Source organism: Enterobacter cloacae complex sp. ECL352 (genome assembly GCF_020149545.1).
Lineage (GTDB): Bacteria > Pseudomonadota > Gammaproteobacteria > Enterobacterales > Enterobacteriaceae > Enterobacter > Enterobacter asburiae_B.
Map to the genome: position 1 here is coordinate 3813990 of NZ_CP083709.1, position 19028 is coordinate 3833017.

Consider the following 19028-nt stretch of genomic DNA (forward strand, 5'->3'; position numbering starts at 1 on the left):
ATTACTCCTTACGCGCTCAGCAGCTGTTTCATATCATCTTCAACGTTGGTCACGGAACGCAGGCCGAATTTCTCGTTCAGCACCGCCAGCAGGTCTGGCGTCAGGAAGCCAGGCGCGGTCGGGCCAGTCACGATGTTGGTGACGCCGAGAGAGAGCAGGGTCAGGAGGATGACAATCGCTTTCTGCTCGAACCATGAAAGCACCAGCGACAGCGGCAGGTCGTTCACGCCGCAGCCCAGTTTCTCCGCCAGGGTGACCGCCAGAATGATGGCCGAGTAAGCATCGTTACACTGGCCCGCATCGATCAGGCGCGGCAGACCTTCGATGTCGCCGAAGTCCAGCTTGTTGAAACGGTATTTGCCGCACGCCAGGGTCAGGATCAGGCAGTCTTCCGGCACGCTGGTGGCGAAATCGGTGAAGTAGTTACGCTCGCCGCGCGCGCCGTCGCAGCCGCCGACGAGGAAGATGTGGCGCAGCTTTTCACGGCTGACGAGATCGATCAGCGAATCAGCGGCACCCAGCAGGGTTTCACGACCGAAGCCGACGGTAATAAGGTGCGGGATCTCGCTGTACGGGAAGCCTGCCATCTGCTGCGCCTGGGCGATAACCGGACCGAAATCGTCACCTTCAAGATGGCTCACGCCCGGCCAGCCAACGATGCTGCGGGTCCAGATGCGGTCATCGTACGCGCCGACGCTCGGGTCGATGATGCAGTTAGAGGTCATCACGATAGGGCCAGGGAAGCGGGCGAACTCCACCTGCTGGTTCTGCCAGCCGCTGCCGTAGTTACCGATGAGATGCTTAAATTTACGCAGCTCCGGGTAGCCGTGCGCCGGCAGCATTTCGCCGTGGGTATAAACGTTAACGCCGGTGCCTTCGGTTTGCTTCAGCAGGTTGTAGAGATCTTTCAGGTCGTGACCGGAAATCAGAATGCACTTGCCTTCGGTTGCCTTGACGTTGACCTGCGTCGGCGTCGGGTGGCCGTAGGTGCTGGTTTCACCGGCATCCAGAATGCTCATCACGCGGAAGTTCATCTGGCCGATTTCCATTGAGCACTCAAGCAGGGCGTTCATATCGGCAGGCCAGGTGCCCAGCCACGCCATGATTTTGTGGTACTGGGCATAAATCTCATTGTCGTACTGACCCAGAACGTGCGCGTGCTCCATATAGGCCGCAGCGCCTTTCAGGCCGTACAGGCACAGCAGGCGCAGGCCGAGAATGTTCTCGCCAATCGCCGCTTTGTCTTTATTCGGGGTGAATTCTGCCGCCTGACGCTGGAGGTCGCCCAAATCGTCGCTGACCAGCTGAAGTTCTGACATCGGGTTTTCCACGCGAGCGGAGGCATCCGCCTTCAGGCACTGGGCTTTCAGTGCCTCACGCAGGGCAATCGCTTCGCGGGCGTAGCCGACAATGCGCGGAGAGTCGAAGTTAACGTTGGTCAGCGTGGAGAAAAACGCGCGTGGGGCGAAGCTGTCGACGTAGTGGTCGACAATGCCGTATTCGCGGGCTTTGAACGCCCATGCGGAAAGGCCTTGCAGAGCCGCAATCAGCAGGTCCTGCAGGTCAGATGTTTCTGCGGTTTTGCCGCACATACCCTGTGCGTAAGAGCAGCCATTGCCTGCCGGGGTACGGATGGTTTGTTCACATTGCACACAAAACATAATCACACCTGTTAAAGTTATATTTGATATACATGTTTAAGGTTATGCCTGTGCCAGAACGGAGAAAAGGGCTTTCTGCTACAAAATAGAGGGAGATTGATTTAGCGCAATTTTGGCGGCAGGAAACCTACCGCCAAAGAAGTATCAGGCAGAGAAGAAGGCCATCAGGACCGGAACCAGCAGGCTTAAAATAAAGCCGTGCACGATAGCCGCGGGAACCATCTCCAGACCTCCGGAGCGTTGTAGTACCGGCAGGGTAAAGTCCATCGACGTCGCGCCGCACAGACCCAGCGCGGTAGAACGACTGCGGCGAACCAGGCTCGGGATCAGCATGATGGCAATCAGCTCGCGCGCCAGATCGTTAAAGAAGGCGGCGCTGCCGATCACCGGTCCGAATGATTCGGTCAGCAGAATACCGGAGAGCGAATACCAGCCAAAACCGGACGCCATCGCCAGGCCGGTTTTCAGGGGAAGATCGAGAATAAAGGCGTTGATGACGCCCGCCACCATTGAACTGGCAACAACCATAACTGCAACCATCATTCCCCGACGGTTGAGGACAATTTGTTTCAGCGTCATGCCATTATTTCGCAGCTGAATACCGATCAGGAACAGCAGGAAGATCAGCGTATATTCACTTGCCTCAGTCGCGTGCTGTAAAAATGCCCAACCGGTCAGCCCAAGAAGAAAACCGAGCACCACGACGCCGCATAATTTTAATGATTCAAGCGCCATTGCAATTCGTGAAGGGAGTTTTTCCTGATGATGGTGATTTTTCCATGGAATAGTGCGTTCCAGCCACAGCAGCGCGGCAATATTGCACAGCAAAATAACCACCACGGTGACGATAGAATAATGGAGGATGGAGAGTAAATTCGCCGATAAGTTGTCCAGAAATGCCAGGCTAATCCCCATAAAGAAAAGAATAACGTAGACAATCCAGCTCAGGAATCGATTAATGAGCCTTAATGCGGATTCACGATGCAGCGGAATAAGATAGCCCACGATCAAGGGCAGCAAAATGATGAGGAGTCCTGAAAACATGAACAGCCGGTCCTTTTTGAATATCGGTTAAGCGCCAGTGACACTACCCAATAAAGGCTGTTCAGTAAAGCGGCAAAAGAAAGCCGGGCGGCGGCTACGCTTTACCCGGCTTGTGTCTACGTGGGGTGTGCGGCCTGAAGCCCTCACCCCGGAGCTCTCCCACGGGGAGAGGGAGGAAAGATTAATCGCGTTTTTCCAGCAGGGTGCGATACAGCACGCCACCCAGAATACCGCCGATAACTGGCATCACCCAGAACAGCCACAGCTGCTCAAGCGCCCAGCCGCCCTGGAAGATGGCGACGGCGGTACTGCGTGCCGGGTTAACGGAGGTGTTGGTGACCGGAATAGAAATCAGGTGGATAAGCGTCAGCGCCAGACCAATGGCAATCGGGGCAAAACCGGCTGGGGCGTGTTTGTCCGTTGCGCCGTGGATCACCAGCAGGAAGCCGGCGGTAAGCACGATTTCGATCACGATGGCAGACAGCATGGAGTAGCCGCCCGGAGAGTGTTCGCCAAAGCCGTTAGAGGCAAAGCCGCTGGCCGCCGCGTCGAAGCCGGCTTTACCGCTGGCAATCACGTACAGAACGCCCGCCGCGATAATACCGCCAACCACCTGCGCCACAATATAGCCAATCACGTCTTTCGCCGGGAAACGGCCGCCCGCCCATAAACCTAACGTTACTGCCGGGTTAAAATGACCGCCGGAAATATGTCCCACGGCAAACGCCATGGTTAATACGGTTAAACCAAAAGCCAGCGCAACGCCGACAAAACCGATACCTAATTCCGGGAATGCTGCTGCCAGAACGGCGCTACCGCAGCCACCAAATACCAGCCAGAATGTACCAAAGCATTCTGCTGCCAATTTTCTAAACATAACCACCTCAAATAATTATCCGCACGCATTCCCGCGTGCGGGATATATCGCCATAAAGGGATGACGACTCAAAGAGCCCGTATTTTAAAAACCAACAACACCCCTTCGCCACTTAAATAAATTCGATTAATTTGATTTAAGGCAATGTGATGTCAATCCTTGTTCAAACTGGAAGTAAATAGAGCATAGTCCAATTTGCGGGCGGTAGTATCTTGCGAGATGTGGGTTATTTCAAATGAAACCTAATGGATAAATTCTGAATTTTTCGTGCTTCCGCCAGGTTATGGAGGCGGATTGCAGTGTCAAGCCCGTCTGCATCCCGCTATACTGCTGATAACTTGAAGGAAAAAGTGATCATATCGCGGGGGATTTATGCTTCTCGAACGTGTGGAAATTGTCGGGTTTCGCGGTATTAACCGCCTGTCGCTGCAGCTGGAGCAAAACAACGTCCTGATCGGCGAGAACGCGTGGGGTAAGTCCAGCCTGCTGGATGCGTTGACGCTACTGCTTTCGCCCGAGGACGATCTGTATCACTTCGTCCGCGACGATTTCTGGTTCCCGCCCGGCGACGTGACGGGGCGCGAGAAGCACCTGCATATCATCCTGACGTTCCGCGAATCCGAACCCGGACGTCACCGCGTGCGTCGCTTCCGCCCGCTGTCACCCTGCTGGGTGCCTTGCGATGACGGTTTCTACCGGATTTTCTATCGGCTGGAAGGCGAGATGGCGGAGAACGAAGGGGTACTCACCCTGCGTGATTTTCTCGATGAGAAAGCCAACCCGATCCCACTGGACAATATCGACGACCTGGCCCGCCACCTGATCCGCCTGACGCCGGTGTTACGCCTGCGCGATGCGCGCTTTATGCGGCGTATTCGTAACGGTACCGTACCCAATATGCCGGAAGTGGAAGTCACCGCCCGCGAGCTGGATTTTCTGGCCAGAGAGCTGGTGTCGCGTCCGCAGAATCTGACCGATGGACAAATTCGTCAGGGGTTGTCCGCAATGGTGCAACTCCTTGAGCACTATTTTTCCGAGCAGGGCACGTCGGAATCGCGCCACCGTCTGATGCGCCGCCGCTCTCATGATGAGCAGCGAAGCTGGCGTTACCTCGACATCATTAACCGGATGATCGACCGGCCCGGCGGTCGCACCCATCGGGTGATTCTGCTGGGGCTGTTTTCAACGCTTCTGCAGGCCAAAGGCACCGTTCGTCTGGACCGGGACGCCCGGCCGCTGCTGCTGGTGGAAGACCCGGAAACGCGCCTGCATCCCATCATGCTCTCCGTGGCATGGCATCTGCTGAACCTGCTGCCGCTCCAGCGCATCACGACCACTAATTCCGGGGAATTATTATCGCTGACGCCGGTAGAACACGTCTGTCGCCTGGTGCGTGAATCCTCCCGCGTCTCCGCTTTCCGGCTTGGGCCGGGCGGTTTGAACGCGGAAGACGGGCGGCGCATCGCGTTTCATATTCGCTTTAATCGGGCGTCGTCGCTCTTTGCCCGCTGCTGGCTGCTGGTGGAGGGGGAGACGGAAACCTGGGTCATCAACGAGCTGGCGCGCCAGTGCGGCCACCATTTTGATGCGGAAGGCATTAAGGTGATCGAATTCGCCCAGTCGGGATTAAAGCCGCTGATAAAATTTGCCCGCCGGATGGGGATCGAGTGGCACGTGCTGGTAGACGGTGATGAGGCGGGTAAAAAATATGCCTCGACCGTGCGGAGCCTGCTGAATAACGAGCGCGAGGAAGAGCGCGACCATTTAACCATGCTGCCCGCGATGGACATGGAACACTTTATGTATCGCCAGGGGTTCGACGACGTCTTCCACCGAATTGCCATGGTGCCGGTCGATGTCCCAATGAACATGCGGCGGGTGATCGCCAAAGCCATTCACCGTTCGTCAAAACCGGATTTAGCCATTGAAGTGGCGACGGAAGCGGGGAGGCGGGGCGTGGAGGCGGTACCGACCCTGCTGCGGAAGATGTTCTCCCGCGTGCTGTGGCTGGCACGCGGGAAAGCGGATTAGCGCTGGGTCGCCTGTTTCACCTGCTGAATCAGGCTATCCAGCAGCTCGTAGCGGCGGCGATATTCGGAGCGTTTTTTGCTGGCGATCTCTTCCATCGGTTTACGCGGCATGACGAGCGGCAGCATAAAGTTACCGTTGTCCTGCTTTTCACCGCCGATGGAGCTCCAGAAACTGTCGTAATCGGCCAGCAGTTTGCCCTCTTTTTTCTTGCGGTAGCGCCAGCTGCGATAAATGTGGGTAGCGTTACTGACGGCGACAATCTGCTCTACCGGGAACGCGGCGCCGAGCGTCATTGCGGCCTCGACCAGCAGACGTTTCGGGAACAGACCGTGGCAGGCTTTCGTCGCACCCTGGATCAGCTCGTGGGGAACATGCGCTTTTGCACCCTGCAAACCGCCAATGAACAGCGTCGATTTTCCCTCAAACGGGCATAGCGTAAAGGTCATCTCCGCCAGCGCCGTATTTTGACTGTCACAGAAAACGAGGGTAGCTTCTCCCTCTTTATCCATAAACGCGTCGGCACACAGGCGGACGGTAAATTGCTGTTCATCTTTTCCGGTTAAGGTCAGCAGAGTCACGCCCTGTTTTGAAAGGTAACCCTTTGTCAGCGTTGCCGGCAGCTGGCGGCACATCATCTGATAGTGCCAGGACAGCGATTCCAGCGCACGCTGTCGATCCATATTGACCGTCAGCCACGGACGATGAAGGCGACACGGCAGCCCCGGCTGAACCTGGAGCATTTGCATCAGGTGCGGATGTTTCGCAAGATCAGACAGCAGGCGAGCGGTGCTGAGCGGTGTCGCCAGTGAACGCAGCATGAACTTACGTCGGTAGGCGGTTTTTTCCCATGCCAGCCCGGGTGCGATCTCACCAAAAGCCAGGTTTTTGAAGAGCTGCCAGCCGGTTTTTGGCTGCGGCAGGTTTGAAAGTGATGTATCGACGATAGAAGACATGGTAGATCCTGATCCTTTTGGAATATCGCTATTTCAACAGGGGAAATGTCAACGTCTCGTAAACAAATTAGGGCGATTTCGGAGAACAGGGGTTTCGTTGAGGAGTCGTTTAGATAGAATCAACATTTATAATTGCCAGAACATTTATTTGGAATATTTATGAACCTCAAGGGAAAACGCAGAACGCTGTTTCTGCTGCTGGCGGTCGCGGTTTTAGCCGGTGGGTACTGGCTATGGCAGGTGCTGAATGCGCCGGTGCCGCAGTATCAGACGCTGATTGTTCGCCCGGGCGAACTGCAGCAAAACGTCCTCGCGACGGGCAAGCTTGACGCGCTGCGCAAGGTTGACGTCGGCGCTCAGGTCAGCGGCCAGCTGAAAACGCTGTCGGTTGAGATTGGCGACAAGGTGAAAAAAGGCCAGCTGCTCGGCGTTATCGATCCTGAGCAGGCTGAGAACCAGATCCGCGAGGTGGAAGCCACGCTGATGGAGCTGCGCGCGCAGCGTGCGCAGGCGCTGGCAGAACGTAACCTGGCTCAGGTAACGCTGACCCGTCAGCAGGCGCTGGCCAAAACCCAGGCTATTTCGAAACAGGATTTAGATACTGCCACCACAGAACTGGCGGTGAAACAGGCGCAGATTGGCACGATTGACGCGCAAATCAAACGCAATCAGGCCTCGCTGGATACGGCAAAAACCAACCTCGACTACACCAAAATCGTCGCGCCGATGGCGGGCGAAGTCACCCAGATCACCACGCTGCAGGGCCAGACGGTGATTGCCGCGCAGCAGGCGCCAAACATTCTGACGCTGGCTGACATGAGCACCATGCTGGTCAAAGCCCAGGTCTCAGAGGCGGATGTTATCCATCTTAAGCCCGGACAAAACGCCTGGTTTACGGTGCTTGGCGACCCGCAGACGCGCTACGAAGGCGTGCTGAAAGACATTCTGCCGACGCCGGAAAAAGTTAACGACGCTATCTTCTACTATGCCCGCTTTGAGGTGCCAAACCCGCAGGGCGTGCTGCGTCTGGACATGACCGCACAAGTGCATATCCAGCTGACCGGCGTGAAGAACGTGCTGACCATTCCGCTCTCTGCGCTCGGCGAGTCCGCCGGGGAGAGCCGTTATAAAGTGAAAGTGCTGCGCAACGGCGAAACGCGCGAGCGCGAGGTCGTGATCGGCGCGCGCAACGACACCGACGTGGTGGTGGTGAAAGGTCTGGAAGAGGGCGAGGAGGTTGTTGTCAGCGAAAGCCTGCCCGGAGCCGCTAAATGACGGCGCTGCTTGAGCTGAATAACATTCGTCGCAGCTATCCGTCAGGCGACGGTCCGGTGGAGGTGCTGAAGGGCATCTCCCTGCGCGTGGAAGCGGGCGAGATGGTGGCGATTGTCGGGGCATCGGGTTCCGGTAAATCGACGCTGATGAACATTCTCGGCTGTCTGGATAAACCGACCAGCGGTACCTATCGCGTGGCCGGGACGGATGTCTCCACGCTGGGCGGCGACGCGCTGGCGAAGCTGCGCCGGGAACATTTCGGCTTTATCTTCCAGCGTTACCATTTGCTTTCTCACCTGAATGCGGCGCAGAACGTGGAAGTGCCTGCGGTGTATGCGGGCGTCGAGCGGAAAAAGCGACTTGAGCGCGCGCAGATGCTGCTGACGCGTCTGGGGCTGGCGGAGCGGGTGGAGTACCAGCCCTCGCAGCTGTCCGGCGGCCAGCAGCAGCGCGTGAGTATTGCCCGTGCGCTGATGAACGGCGGGCAGGTGATCCTCGCGGATGAACCGACCGGGGCACTTGACAGCCATTCCGGCGAAGAGGTGATGGAGATCCTTCACCAGCTTCGCGATCAGGGCCACACTGTCATCATTGTTACCCACGATCCGCAGGTGGCGGCGCAGGCGGAACGCATTATTGAGATCCACGACGGCGAGCTGGTCAGCAACCCGCCGCCGCGTGAGTCCAGGGCTGCGGCGCCGAAAGAAGCGCTGCCGGCATCAACCGGCTGGGGACAGTTCTCCAGCGGCTTTCGCGAAGCGCTGACCATGGCCTGGCTGGCGATGGCGGCCAATAAAATGCGCACCCTGCTGACGATGCTCGGCATCATTATCGGTATCGCCTCGGTGGTGTCGATCGTGGTGGTGGGCGACGCGGCGAAGCAGCTGGTGCTGGCCGATATTCGCGCCATCGGCACCAACACCATTGACGTCTATCCCGGCAAAGACTTTGGCGACGACGAGCCGCAGTATCAGCAGGCGCTGAAATACGACGATCTGGCGGCGATTCAGAAGCAGCCGTGGGTGAACTCCGCCACGCCTGCGGTTTCGCAGACCCTGCGTCTGCGCGTGGGCAATGTTGACGTGGCCGCCAGCGCTAACGGTGTGAGCGGAGACTATTTCAACGTCTACGGCATGACCTTCAGCGAAGGTGCCACCTTCAACGCCGAGCAGCTGGCGGGCAGGGCGCAGGTGGTGGTGCTGGACGCGAACTCGCGCAGGCAGCTTTTCCCAAACAAAGCCAACGTGGTTGGCGAAGTGATTCTGGTCGGCAACATGCCTGCCACGGTCATCGGCGTGGCGGAAGAGAAGCAGTCGATGTTTGGCAGCAGTAAGATCCTGCGCGTCTGGCTGCCCTACACCACCATATCAGGGCGGATTATGGGGCAGTCATGGCTCAACTCCATCACCGTACGCGTGAAGGAGGGCTACGACAGCGCGCTGGCCGAACAGCAGCTTGAACGGCTGTTAACCCTGCGCCACGGGAAGAAAGATTTCTTCACCTGGAATATGGACGGCCTCTTGAAAACGGCGGAAAAGACCACACGTACTCTTCAGCTGTTCCTCACGCTGGTGGCGGTGATTTCGCTGGTCGTCGGCGGCATCGGGGTGATGAATATCATGCTGGTGTCGGTCACCGAACGTACCCGGGAGATCGGCATTCGCATGGCGGTCGGCGCCCGGGCCAGCGACGTGCTGCAGCAGTTTTTGATTGAAGCGGTGCTGGTGTGTCTGGTTGGCGGGGCGATGGGTATTGCGCTCTCGATGATGATCGCGTTTGCGCTTCAGCTCTTTTTACCCGGCTGGGAGATTGGCTTCTCGCCGGTTGCCATTATTACCGCATTTTTGTGTTCGACCTTTACCGGCATTTTGTTTGGCTGGTTGCCCGCCCGCAACGCGGCGCGGCTGGATCCGGTGGACGCGCTGGCTCGGGAATAACCCGAAAATAAAAATGCCAGCCGATCGGGCTGGCATTTTGACTGCGGGATGTACACAATAAAACAGAGAGCTATGCAACCGTCTCTGCTTCAACGGGTACGATTAGGCTTGCATGATTGCCTTTTGGTCCCTGATGTACATCGAACCGGACGGACTGCCCGGCTTTGAGCGTTCTGTAACCATCCATCTGAATGGTGGAATAGTGAGCGAAGATATCCTCGCCGCCGCCTTCGGGGCAGATGAAGCCAAACCCTTTGGCGTTGTTGAACCACTTAACAGTACCCATTTCCATGCTTCGACATCCTTCGTAAATCTTATAAGTTAAGATGGAATGAACCGGTGGTGGAGTGGGGGCTGTTCAAAACCTCGCCATCTCACGCTTGTACAATTTAGAGAAACGAAAGAAGTCGTCAAGCGTTTGGCGCTGGAGATGGGACAATAATCAACCAAAGTTTGAAGCAGTTAACGCTATTGCAACAGTTTGTGACAGACATCGCGGATGACAGTAATAGATGATTGTTATCTAACATCTGAGGTAGATTCAAAGTGGTTATGCATAATGGGTAAGACCAACGATTGGCTGGATTTCGACCAGCTGGCGGAAGACAAAGTGCGCGACGCGCTAAAACCGCCATCTATGTATAAAGTTATGTTAATGAACGATGATTACACGCCGATGGAATTTGTTATTGACGTGCTACAAAAGTTCTTTTCTTATGATGTAGAACGTGCAACGCAACTGATGCTTACCGTTCATTATCGTGGCAAAGCTATCTGCGGCATCTTCACAGCCGAAGTGGCGGAAACCAAAGTGGCGATGGTGAACGACTATGCGAGGGAGAACGAGCATCCGTTGCTGTGTACGCTGGAAAAGGCCTGATAAGGCATAAAATTGGGGGAGGTGCCTATGCTCAATCAAGAACTGGAACTCAGTTTAAACATGGCTTTCGCCAGAGCGCGTGAGCACCGACATGAGTTTATGACCGTCGAGCATTTACTGCTCGCACTGCTTAGCAACCCATCTGCCCGCGAAGCGCTGGAAGCCTGCTCCGTGGATCTGGTGGCGCTACGTCAGGAACTCGAAGCCTTCATCGAACAAACCACACCGGTGCTGCCAGCCAGTGAAGAAGAGCGCGACACGCAGCCGACGCTCAGCTTCCAGCGCGTGCTGCAGCGCGCGGTATTCCACGTCCAGTCTTCCGGGCGTAGCGAAGTGACTGGCGCAAACGTCTTAGTCGCCATCTTCAGCGAGCAGGAGTCACAGGCTGCCTACCTGCTGCGCAAACACGAAGTCAGCCGCCTCGACGTGGTTAACTTTATTTCTCACGGAACGCGCAAAGACGAGCCTAACCAGGCATCGGATTCCAGCAATCAGGTCAATAACAATGAAGAGCAAGCAGGCGGGGAGGATCGTATGGAAAACTTCACCACCAATCTTAACCAGCTTGCTCGCGTTGGCGGTATCGACCCGCTGATTGGTCGCGATAAAGAGCTGGAGCGCGCGATCCAGGTGCTGTGCCGTCGCCGCAAGAACAACCCGCTGCTGGTGGGTGAGTCAGGCGTGGGTAAAACCGCGATTGCCGAAGGGCTTGCCTGGCGCATCGTGCAGGGCGACGTGCCGGAAGTGATTGCCGACTGCACCATCTACTCGCTGGATATCGGCTCGCTGCTGGCGGGCACCAAATACCGCGGTGATTTTGAAAAACGCTTCAAGGCGCTGTTGAAACAGCTGGAGCAGGACACCAACAGCATCCTGTTTATCGATGAGATCCACACCATCATCGGCGCAGGTGCGGCCTCCGGTGGCCAGGTGGATGCCGCGAACCTGATCAAACCGCTGCTCTCCAGCGGCAAGATCCGCGTGATTGGCTCCACGACCTACCAGGAGTTCAGCAACATCTTTGAGAAAGACCGTGCGCTGGCGCGTCGCTTCCAGAAAATCGACGTGACCGAGCCGTCCGTCGAGGAAACGGTGCAGATCATCAACGGCCTGAAGCCGAAGTACGAAGCGCACCACGACGTGCGTTACACCGCGAAAGCGGTACGTGCGGCGGTGGAGCTGGCGGTGAAATATATCAACGACCGTCATCTGCCGGATAAGGCGATTGACGTGATTGATGAGGCAGGGGCGCGTGCGCGCCTGATGCCGGCCAGTAAGCGTAAGAAAACCGTCAACGTGGCGGATATTGAGTCCGTGGTGGCCCGCATCGCGCGTATCCCTGAGAAGAGCGTTTCTCAGAGCGACCGCGACACGCTGCGCACCCTCGGCAATCGCCTGAAAATGCTGGTCTTTGGTCAGGATAAAGCCATTGAGGCCTTAACCGAAGCGATCAAGATGGCCCGCGCCGGGCTGGGGCATGACCACAAGCCTGTCGGTTCCTTCCTGTTCGCTGGCCCGACCGGCGTAGGGAAAACCGAGGTGACGGTTCAGCTCTCCAAAGCGCTGGGCATTGAGCTGCTGCGCTTTGATATGTCCGAGTATATGGAGCGTCACACCGTCAGCCGTTTGATTGGTGCGCCTCCGGGCTACGTGGGCTTTGACCAGGGCGGCCTGCTTACCGACGCGGTGATCAAGCATCCGCACGCGGTACTGCTGCTCGATGAAATCGAGAAAGCGCACCCGGACGTGTTCAACATCCTGCTGCAGGTGATGGACAATGGGACGCTGACCGACAACAACGGGCGCAAGGCGGACTTCCGCAACGTGGTGCTGGTGATGACCACCAACGCCGGGGTGCGTGAAACCGAGCGTAAATCCATTGGCCTGATCCACCAGGATAACAGCACCGATGCGATGGAGGAGATCAAGAAGATCTTCACGCCGGAGTTCCGTAACCGTCTGGACAACATTATCTGGTTCGATCACCTGTCTACCGAGGTGATCCATCAGGTTGTGGACAAGTTCATCGTCGAGCTGCAGGTTCAGCTGGATCAGAAAGGCGTGTCGCTGGAAGTGAGCCAGGAGGCCCGCAACTGGCTGGCCGAGAAAGGCTACGACCGTGCGATGGGTGCCCGTCCGATGGCGCGCGTGATTCAGGACAACCTGAAGAAACCGCTGGCGAACGAGCTGCTGTTTGGCTCGCTGGTGGACGGCGGTCAGGTGACCGTGGCGCTGGACCAGGCGAAGAACGAACTGACGTACGATTTCCAGAGTGCGGCGAAGCACAAGCCGGAAGCGGCTCACTGAGTTAAACGTTAATGTAAAAAACCGGGCATTTGCCCGGTTTTTTTATGCCTGCCAAGGTAAAAGCAAAACGACAACAGTGTTGTCGTTTTTAGTGTTTTCTCCCTCTCCCTCTCCCTGTGGGAGAGGGTTGGGGTGAGGGCATCAGGCCGCAGAGGAATTTTGCGAGGCGCTTTCCAGTTTCTTTCGAAGTCAGTTGCTGGATAAATCCACAGTAATAAAATGGCGGCGCACCTGCAAAATCAGGTGTCAGGATTGGCGTCCTGATTACACACATATGGAAAGATGTTGCTCACAGCAATGTCACTGGTTTCGTTCACTCTTTTGTTAGCTGCGGTATAATCCGTACCTTCAAATATGGTGGGCTGAACCGGGGCTTCTTTTGAAGCGCCGATTTTCCATATGGTCGGTACGCCAAACCGGTTCAGTCTGCCACCCGAAGTTGGCGTTTCTGGTGGTAGTTTTCAGCATCTAATATGGAAATTATGATTATGAAAAACCAGTCTATCTCCCAGCTTTATAGCGAACTCTCCCTCAACCCCGATCTCCCAACCCTTGCAGAGCGCTGCAAACTGCTCACTGAAATCCTCCTCGACTGCACATCACTCCCACAAACGCAGCCCGTCTGCCGCTGCCTGGGTGCGTATCTGGAAGAAATGAAAGCTGGCCTCACAGAATCAATGCGTGATTTTCAGGTGGTGGAATTTGAGGACGAAGCGGAACAACCGCGACAAAAAGAGTGGTTGCTGGAAGACACCGAAGCACATTGTGATTACTGCCGGGCGTTAAACCACATACTGCTGGTATCGCATTTTGACCGCGATATGTTGCCGCACCTGACGGGACTGCTGCATGACATAACGCATTCGATGGCCGCAGATGTCGTTGCACCTCAAAGTGCAAAAACGGTAATTCACATTATTTCCTGACGTCGATCCGAGGCGTCGGGGGAGTTCCTCTGACGCCAAATGGATTAATCTTCGTAAAAGTGGGTGTTACAGGAAGACGTTAATAACTTTTGATGACAATAAAAAATAGTGCAGTTCGCTTTCAGTTCGCTGCCGTACAGCTCGCGTTATGTAGCCCTTAACGGCCTGAATTTTCCTTTATCTGTTGGTTATAAATACAGCCAAGACCCACTAAATGCTGGCTCACTACCCGCGCCCCAAAGTTATGACACTGTAATGACCATGGATGGGATTTCAGCCAGACAGCAAATGCAGTGCAGGATGCAAGTGAAATCAACGCGGGCTCCGCTGTACTTTGCTGTCCGGTCAGCAGGCCAATCATCTTGCATATCTCGCCATTATCCCAACGCTGCCACACATTTTTCCACCATCCCATTTTCCAGCTACCAGTAAGGCAAAATGCTTTGTCAGAGAGGTTGGCGTTTTCAATATTTTCAGACACAAACCAAAGATCGGTTTTCCCAAGTCGGACTTCTGTTGACCAGGCAGTTATAGCGCCGCCGCGCAAAACGCACTCATGGGCGAGATAATGATCGGTTACACCCGGGAAGCGTCGTTTTAATCTCTGGAAATGACTGTGTATGGTAATGACAGGACGGACCATGCTTCCCCGGTCGTTTCGCTTAAGCTCGGCACTACCGTACTGAATTTCATCAAATTGGCTCCGTTTAAGAAATTGCATCTCTTGCTCCCGAATAAGATCGGTATCGCTCGACGGTAGTATCGAAGAAGGGAAAGACTTAGAACCCTGATAGAGCAATGAATTACCTGCCTTCCAGTCGCAATAGTTGGTTGTTACTTGAATAATTTTGCCGGAGTCAGCATCGGCACTGATCACAACATACAGTTTCTGCCTCGCAGAATGACCCTGAAACGGTATAACCATTGTGGTCGTTGACACCCTTGTTAGCGCAGGGAGTGAAACATGCAGATCGTGTTCGAAACCGTTAACCGCTTGCGCAAGGACCCTTTGGTTTGTCGTTTCACCAGAGTGCACCCCTTGTTCGAGCTGGGAAAGAAGGGTGATATTTTTATTCAGGCCTACAGCATTGTCATAGTGTGGAGTAAATACATAACGGCAGGTGCAACATTGAAAGCGGGGTGTTCTGGCTTTTGTGTATCCATAGCGAATGATGTGCGCTGTAAAACAGCGGGGACAACCTTGTCCTGTATTTCCTAATTTTCGTTGCATGAATTGACTGAACCACTCGTCACATTCTTTGGTATTAAACAGTGGAGGAAGACTGCCACATTTTTGACATTCAAGTGCAGCGTAGCCCAGACGATAAACAGGAAAAACATAATCACTCGCATCTGGTATGCCGAGATTTGGACATGACCAGCTTTTACAAACATTGAGATCTATTTTTGGAGCGGATTCCATGTGCTTCACCAACTGATTCTGTTAGTCGCAAATTTTCGCGTCTCCCTTTTCCATATGTCGTGAGAAGGTTCACAAAATCTGTTTTTTGCTAATCGATAATGAAGTTCTTTCTTTAATTCGAGAGTTAAAAAATGAAAAAAACAGTAATCGCGGTTTTATTACTATCGGGATATGCTTCGCTAAGTCCAGCGCAGGACGTTACCGTCATTTATACCAATGACCTGCATGCACATGTTGAGCCCTATAAACTTCCTTATGTTGCAGAAGGTAAAAGAGCTGTCGGTGGCTTCGCAAATATTGCGACTTACGTCAAGCAAGAAAAGCAAAAGAATAAGGCTACTTTTTATTTCGATGCTGGAGATTACTTTACCGGTCCATACATTAGCAGCCTGACAAAAGGGCGGGCAATCATAGATATTATGAATACAATGTCATTTGATGCTGCGTCTGTCGGCAATCATGAGTTCGACCATGGTTGGGATAATACGCTGATACAGCTCAGCCAGGCTAAATTCCCGATACTGTTAGGTAACGTGTTTTATAAAAATAGTAATGTCCTTTTCTGGAATAAGCCGTATACAATCCTTGAAAAGGATGGCGTTAAAATTGGGGTCATTGGGTTGCATGGCGTGTTTGCTTTCGATGACACCGTTTCATCGTCAATGCGTCAGGGCATTGAAGCGCGTGACGAGGTGAAATATCTCCAGCGTTATCTGGATGAACTACGTGGAAAAGTAGATATAACCGTTGCACTCATGCATGAAGGTTTCCCTGCACGCCAGTCCAGTATCGGCAATACTGATGTCAAACGCGCCCTTGATAAGGATATCCAGACGGCGAAGCAGGTGAAAGGACTGGATATTCTGATTACCGGACATGCGCATGTTGGAACGCCGGAGCCGCTTAAAGTAGGTAACACGCTGGTGCTTTCGACTGACAGTGGTGGGATTGATATTGGTAAACTGGTCCTGGATGTGGATCTAAAAAAACATCACAACAAAATAAAAAGCTTCGAACTTAAGACCCTTTATGCTGATGAATGGAAACCCGATCCGGCAACTCAGAGTGTTATTGATAGCTGGAATAAAAAGCTCTCCGAAACGGTTCGCCAAAAAGTTGGAGAGACGCCTGTTACGCTTACGCGCGCCTACGGGGAATCATCTTCGCTGGGCAATTTATTTACCGATGCAATGCTTGCCGCTGCGCCTGATGCGCAACTGGCGCTCACTAATTCAGGTGGTCTGCGGGCTGATTTGAATGCCGGTCCGATAACCCTCGGCGATGTTATTAGCGCGTTCCCTTTTCCAAATGAGCTAACCGTAATGGATTTGAATGGGAAATCCTTACGAAATCTTATGGAGCATAGTGCGTCACTCACTAACGGTGTTTTGCAGATGTCGAAAGGACTGGAGATGCGCTACGACCAACATAAACCTGTCGGGCAACGCGTTGTGCTACTTACGCTTAATGGCAAGCCAATTGTAGACTCTGAAACCTATCGCGTAGCGACAAATAGTTTCCTTGCTCCTGGTGGCGATGGCTTTACTGCATTCATTGATGGTCAGAACAAACAGGTAAAAGGTGGATATAACCTTTCCAATGCGGTTATTGATTATCTGGTGAAAGGAAATAAGATCATTCCCCAACAGGTGAATGAGATGCGAGTAAAAGAAGTTACACAGTAATAATTAACAACAGGTGAATAATATGGCAATTACCTATCTTGGAATGGAACTCGCCCCTGCTAACAACCAGCTTGCGGTCTATCTGAAGTTTATAATTGATGAGGCGATAACATATTCCTATACGGTACTGGGAAGATCGACTAGCACGACAAGTTTAGACTTTACGTATTCTTCAAATGACATTGTCTCTTTACCTGAGATAAAAATCCCGGTTATTGGACTGTATGCAAACTACCTTAACCAGGTGCAGGTTGTCTTTAAAAACCTTAGCGGAGTGGAAGTTTTTAATCAAACCATCCAGGTAAGCACACAGCAACAACTCTACCGCGATGGGACAATTTTCCATATCGATATTGAGCAAACGGATCCCGCTAACTTCACGACCGTATGGGGAAACAGTTGGTTAATGACTACCAATTGTGATGGCTACGACCGGAACGGCGATCTTCGCTGCTATTATGCTCAGCCCTACCGTAATCAGATGCTAAAAACGCATAATGGTTATTTCTATATCGGCAGTGATGAAGATGAACACTGGTATGGGCGACGCTTTTTCAAAATCGATATTTTGGGCAACGAGATTCTGGAGTTTGATTTACGTGACCGCGATGGTAACCGCTATGCTAACACCCACGATCTGATTTGGGATTCCGCCGATAATCTTTTCATGATTGGTAATGATAACCCGGACCGTTCGACCAATACGATGAGACAGGACGCATCAATTTTAAAATTTGATGAAAAGACAGGCGTGATGCTGTGGGCAAAAAATTATACCCGTGCATTTGATAATACTCAGATCCTGAATAATAGCCCCACAAACGATGCTCACCTTAACTCGCTTTCCTGGATCCCCGCAGGCGAGGCAAATGCTGAAGCGATTGTTGTCCATACTCGCTCTGCAGGCCTGACGTTTGGTATTTCTCCTGCCGACGGCAAGATATTATGGAGTATTAATACCGGGGGATTTAACAGTAATTTCGCAGCAGGACAGGGCGTTACGCAGATAGATACTTCCGGTATTGAGAGTTTTGAAAATGGCGCTCATACCGTATTCGTCACTAAAAATAGCGCTTTTGCTGGGTTAAGCAATGAGACTGAAGGAAAATTTGTTCTTTCGCTCTTTGATAATCGCTCCTGCGTTGATAATGAAGGCAATGCGGTTACTCGAGATATTACACGTGATTCAACGACTGATTCTTACAAAACCGATCCTGCGAGAGTCATGTTCTATGCTGTTGATCTCGTCGCCAATACAGCAACCCAGGCAGGTAGCATTATCCAGTTACCCTCCGATCGTGTTCCTCAGGTCACTGATTTTATGGGGGCAGCAATAGATTATGGTGACTACTATGGCATCTACACCAACCACGCACGCTCTTTCTTTATCAGCGATGCAACTGGCCATATTATTGCCACAATCTACGATCTGATTTGCTCGATGGATGGCTATCCAGAGTTCTCTGGTGAATGCTACCGGGCAAGGTTGTTTGCAAAAGACGAGCTTGATGCTTTGATAAATATAGGTTATCAGGTGGCAAACGGCTGATAGCATAGCCAGACACAGCCATTAAAAGGGCATTGCTGTCGAACAGACAGCCCTGACGCTGAATCGAACGGACAAATAATTGTTCAAATAATAGCCTGCAGCACAAAAAAGTAAGGCCGGGAAAATCCCGGCCTTAATTAATATTCATCTGCCATTACAGGCGAAAACAATTAGCGACTACGGAAGACAATGCGGCCTTTGCTCAGGTCGTACGGGGTCAGTTCAACAGTCACTTTGTCGCCCGTCAAAATGCGGATGTAGTTTTTGCGCATTTTACCGGAGATGTGCGCAGTTACCACGTGACCGTTTTCCAGCTCTACGCGAAACATGGTATTAGGCAACGTATCAAGTACGGTACCCTGCATTTCAATATTGTCTTCTTTGGCCATCTAATCCTCTGGGGTATCACTACCAAGTTTTGAACCGGCAAGATAATGCCGAAATTCATCAATTAAGTAAAGAATTGCGCGATTAAAACGC

15 protein-coding genes are annotated in these 19028 nt (G+C 53.3%); 8 read left to right on the top strand and 7 right to left on the bottom strand.

What is annotated here, in order from left to right; genetic code table 11:
* Window positions 1–8: 8 nt before the first annotated feature.
* The 3 genes from hcp to aqpZ all read right to left on the bottom strand — a co-directional run bounded on the left by hcp (window position 9) and on the right by aqpZ (window position 3582).
* A complete protein-coding gene (gene hcp / locus LBF07_RS18505) occupies window positions 9–1661 on the bottom strand; it encodes a hydroxylamine reductase (protein WP_094934314.1) in 1653 nt (550 codons plus the stop codon).
* A gap of 144 nt (window positions 1662–1805) precedes the next feature.
* On the bottom strand, window positions 1806–2705 hold the full coding sequence (locus tag LBF07_RS18510) for a lysine exporter LysO family protein (RefSeq protein ID WP_094934313.1): 900 nt from the start codon (window positions 2703–2705) through the stop codon (window positions 1806–1808).
* 181 nt (window positions 2706–2886) lie between these two features.
* Window positions 2887–3582: an aquaporin Z gene (gene aqpZ / locus LBF07_RS18515; protein ID WP_033145073.1), complete on the bottom strand. Its 696-nt coding sequence runs from the start codon at window positions 3580–3582 to the stop codon at window positions 2887–2889.
* A gap of 372 nt (window positions 3583–3954) precedes the next feature.
* Between aqpZ and LBF07_RS18520 the strand changes: the two genes are divergently transcribed.
* A complete protein-coding gene (locus tag LBF07_RS18520) occupies window positions 3955–5613 on the top strand; it encodes an ATP-dependent endonuclease (protein ID WP_033145074.1) in 1659 nt (552 codons plus the stop codon).
* Here the strand turns inward: LBF07_RS18520 and LBF07_RS18525 are convergent.
* Window positions 5610–6566, bottom strand: a complete 957-nt coding sequence (locus LBF07_RS18525; protein ID WP_033145075.1) for a VirK/YbjX family protein — start codon at window positions 6564–6566, stop codon at window positions 5610–5612. The genes LBF07_RS18520 and LBF07_RS18525 overlap by 4 nt on opposite strands.
* A gap of 159 nt (window positions 6567–6725) precedes the next feature.
* Between LBF07_RS18525 and macA the strand changes: the two genes are divergently transcribed.
* Window positions 6726–7841, top strand: coding sequence for a macrolide transporter subunit MacA (macA, locus tag LBF07_RS18530; protein WP_045887634.1), 1116 nt, complete (start codon window positions 6726–6728; stop codon window positions 7839–7841).
* A complete protein-coding gene (gene macB, locus LBF07_RS18535; RefSeq protein WP_094935402.1) occupies window positions 7838–9778 on the top strand; it encodes a macrolide ABC transporter ATP-binding protein/permease MacB in 1941 nt (646 codons plus the stop codon). Before macA ends, macB begins: the two co-directional genes overlap by 4 nt.
* 70 nt (window positions 9779–9848) lie before the next feature.
* On the opposite strand, the gene cspD is transcribed toward macB, so the two are convergent.
* Window positions 9849–10070 carry a cold shock-like protein CspD gene (cspD, locus tag LBF07_RS18540; protein ID WP_006809408.1) on the bottom strand — a complete coding sequence of 74 codons (222 nt, stop codon included), beginning with the start codon at window positions 10068–10070 and terminating at the stop codon, window positions 9849–9851.
* A gap of 267 nt (window positions 10071–10337) precedes the next feature.
* On the opposite strand from cspD, the gene clpS reads away from it, so the two are divergent.
* The 3 genes from clpS (at window position 10338) to LBF07_RS18555 (ending at window position 13891) form a co-directional block, all read left to right on the top strand.
* Window positions 10338–10658: an ATP-dependent Clp protease adapter ClpS gene (gene clpS, locus LBF07_RS18545; protein ID WP_006174393.1), complete on the top strand. Its 321-nt coding sequence runs from the start codon at window positions 10338–10340 to the stop codon at window positions 10656–10658.
* Window positions 10659–10685: 27 nt separating this feature from the next.
* Window positions 10686–12965, top strand: a complete 2280-nt coding sequence (clpA, locus tag LBF07_RS18550; protein ID WP_008499992.1) for an ATP-dependent Clp protease ATP-binding subunit ClpA — start codon at window positions 10686–10688, stop codon at window positions 12963–12965.
* Between the two features lie 488 nt (window positions 12966–13453).
* Entirely contained in the window at window positions 13454–13891 is a 438-nt protein-coding gene (locus tag LBF07_RS18555; RefSeq protein WP_224435048.1) for a hypothetical protein, read from the top strand.
* Window positions 13892–14048: 157 nt separating this feature from the next.
* Here the strand turns inward: LBF07_RS18555 and LBF07_RS18560 are convergent, their stop codons facing one another.
* A complete protein-coding gene (locus tag LBF07_RS18560; RefSeq protein WP_126327549.1) occupies window positions 14049–15323 on the bottom strand; it encodes an IS1 family transposase in 1275 nt (424 codons plus the stop codon).
* Between the two features lie 122 nt (window positions 15324–15445).
* On the opposite strand from LBF07_RS18560, the gene LBF07_RS18565 reads away from it, so the two are divergent.
* Window positions 15446–16999 carry a bifunctional UDP-sugar hydrolase/5'-nucleotidase gene (locus LBF07_RS18565; protein WP_033145078.1) on the top strand — a complete coding sequence of 518 codons (1554 nt, stop codon included), beginning with the start codon at window positions 15446–15448 and terminating at the stop codon, window positions 16997–16999.
* 22 nt (window positions 17000–17021) lie between these two features.
* A complete protein-coding gene (locus LBF07_RS18570) occupies window positions 17022–18548 on the top strand; it encodes an aryl-sulfate sulfotransferase (RefSeq protein ID WP_047061489.1) in 1527 nt (508 codons plus the stop codon).
* A 170-nt stretch (window positions 18549–18718) separates the two neighbouring features.
* Here the strand turns inward: LBF07_RS18570 and infA are convergent, their stop codons facing one another.
* On the bottom strand, window positions 18719–18937 hold the full coding sequence (gene infA, locus LBF07_RS18575; RefSeq protein WP_002211347.1) for a translation initiation factor IF-1: 219 nt from the start codon (window positions 18935–18937) through the stop codon (window positions 18719–18721).
* Window positions 18938–19028: the final 91 nt, after the last annotated feature.

What these genes read in the sequence shown, in the direction of transcription:
- hcp (WP_094934314.1), bottom strand. Translation starts at nt 1,661, where the DNA reads ATGTTTTGTGTGCAATGTGAACAAACCATCCGTACCCCGGCAGGCAAT.
- LBF07_RS18510 (WP_094934313.1), bottom strand. Translation starts at nt 2,705, where the DNA reads ATGTTTTCAGGACTCCTCATCATTTTGCTGCCCTTGATCGTGGGCTAT.
- aqpZ (WP_033145073.1), bottom strand. Translation starts at nt 3,582, where the DNA reads ATGTTTAGAAAATTGGCAGCAGAATGCTTTGGTACATTCTGGCTGGTA.
- LBF07_RS18520 (WP_033145074.1), top strand. Translation starts at nt 3,955, where the DNA reads ATGCTTCTCGAACGTGTGGAAATTGTCGGGTTTCGCGGTATTAACCGC.
- LBF07_RS18525 (WP_033145075.1), bottom strand. Translation starts at nt 6,566, where the DNA reads ATGTCTTCTATCGTCGATACATCACTTTCAAACCTGCCGCAGCCAAAA.
- macA (WP_045887634.1), top strand. Translation starts at nt 6,726, where the DNA reads ATGAACCTCAAGGGAAAACGCAGAACGCTGTTTCTGCTGCTGGCGGTC.
- macB (WP_094935402.1), top strand. Translation starts at nt 7,838, where the DNA reads ATGACGGCGCTGCTTGAGCTGAATAACATTCGTCGCAGCTATCCGTCA.
- cspD (WP_006809408.1), bottom strand. Translation starts at nt 10,070, where the DNA reads ATGGAAATGGGTACTGTTAAGTGGTTCAACAACGCCAAAGGGTTTGGC.
- clpS (WP_006174393.1), top strand. Translation starts at nt 10,338, where the DNA reads ATGGGTAAGACCAACGATTGGCTGGATTTCGACCAGCTGGCGGAAGAC.
- clpA (WP_008499992.1), top strand. Translation starts at nt 10,686, where the DNA reads ATGCTCAATCAAGAACTGGAACTCAGTTTAAACATGGCTTTCGCCAGA.
- LBF07_RS18555 (WP_224435048.1), top strand. Translation starts at nt 13,454, where the DNA reads ATGAAAAACCAGTCTATCTCCCAGCTTTATAGCGAACTCTCCCTCAAC.
- LBF07_RS18565 (WP_033145078.1), top strand. Translation starts at nt 15,446, where the DNA reads ATGAAAAAAACAGTAATCGCGGTTTTATTACTATCGGGATATGCTTCG.
- LBF07_RS18570 (WP_047061489.1), top strand. Translation starts at nt 17,022, where the DNA reads ATGGCAATTACCTATCTTGGAATGGAACTCGCCCCTGCTAACAACCAG.
- infA (WP_002211347.1), bottom strand. Translation starts at nt 18,937, where the DNA reads ATGGCCAAAGAAGACAATATTGAAATGCAGGGTACCGTACTTGATACG.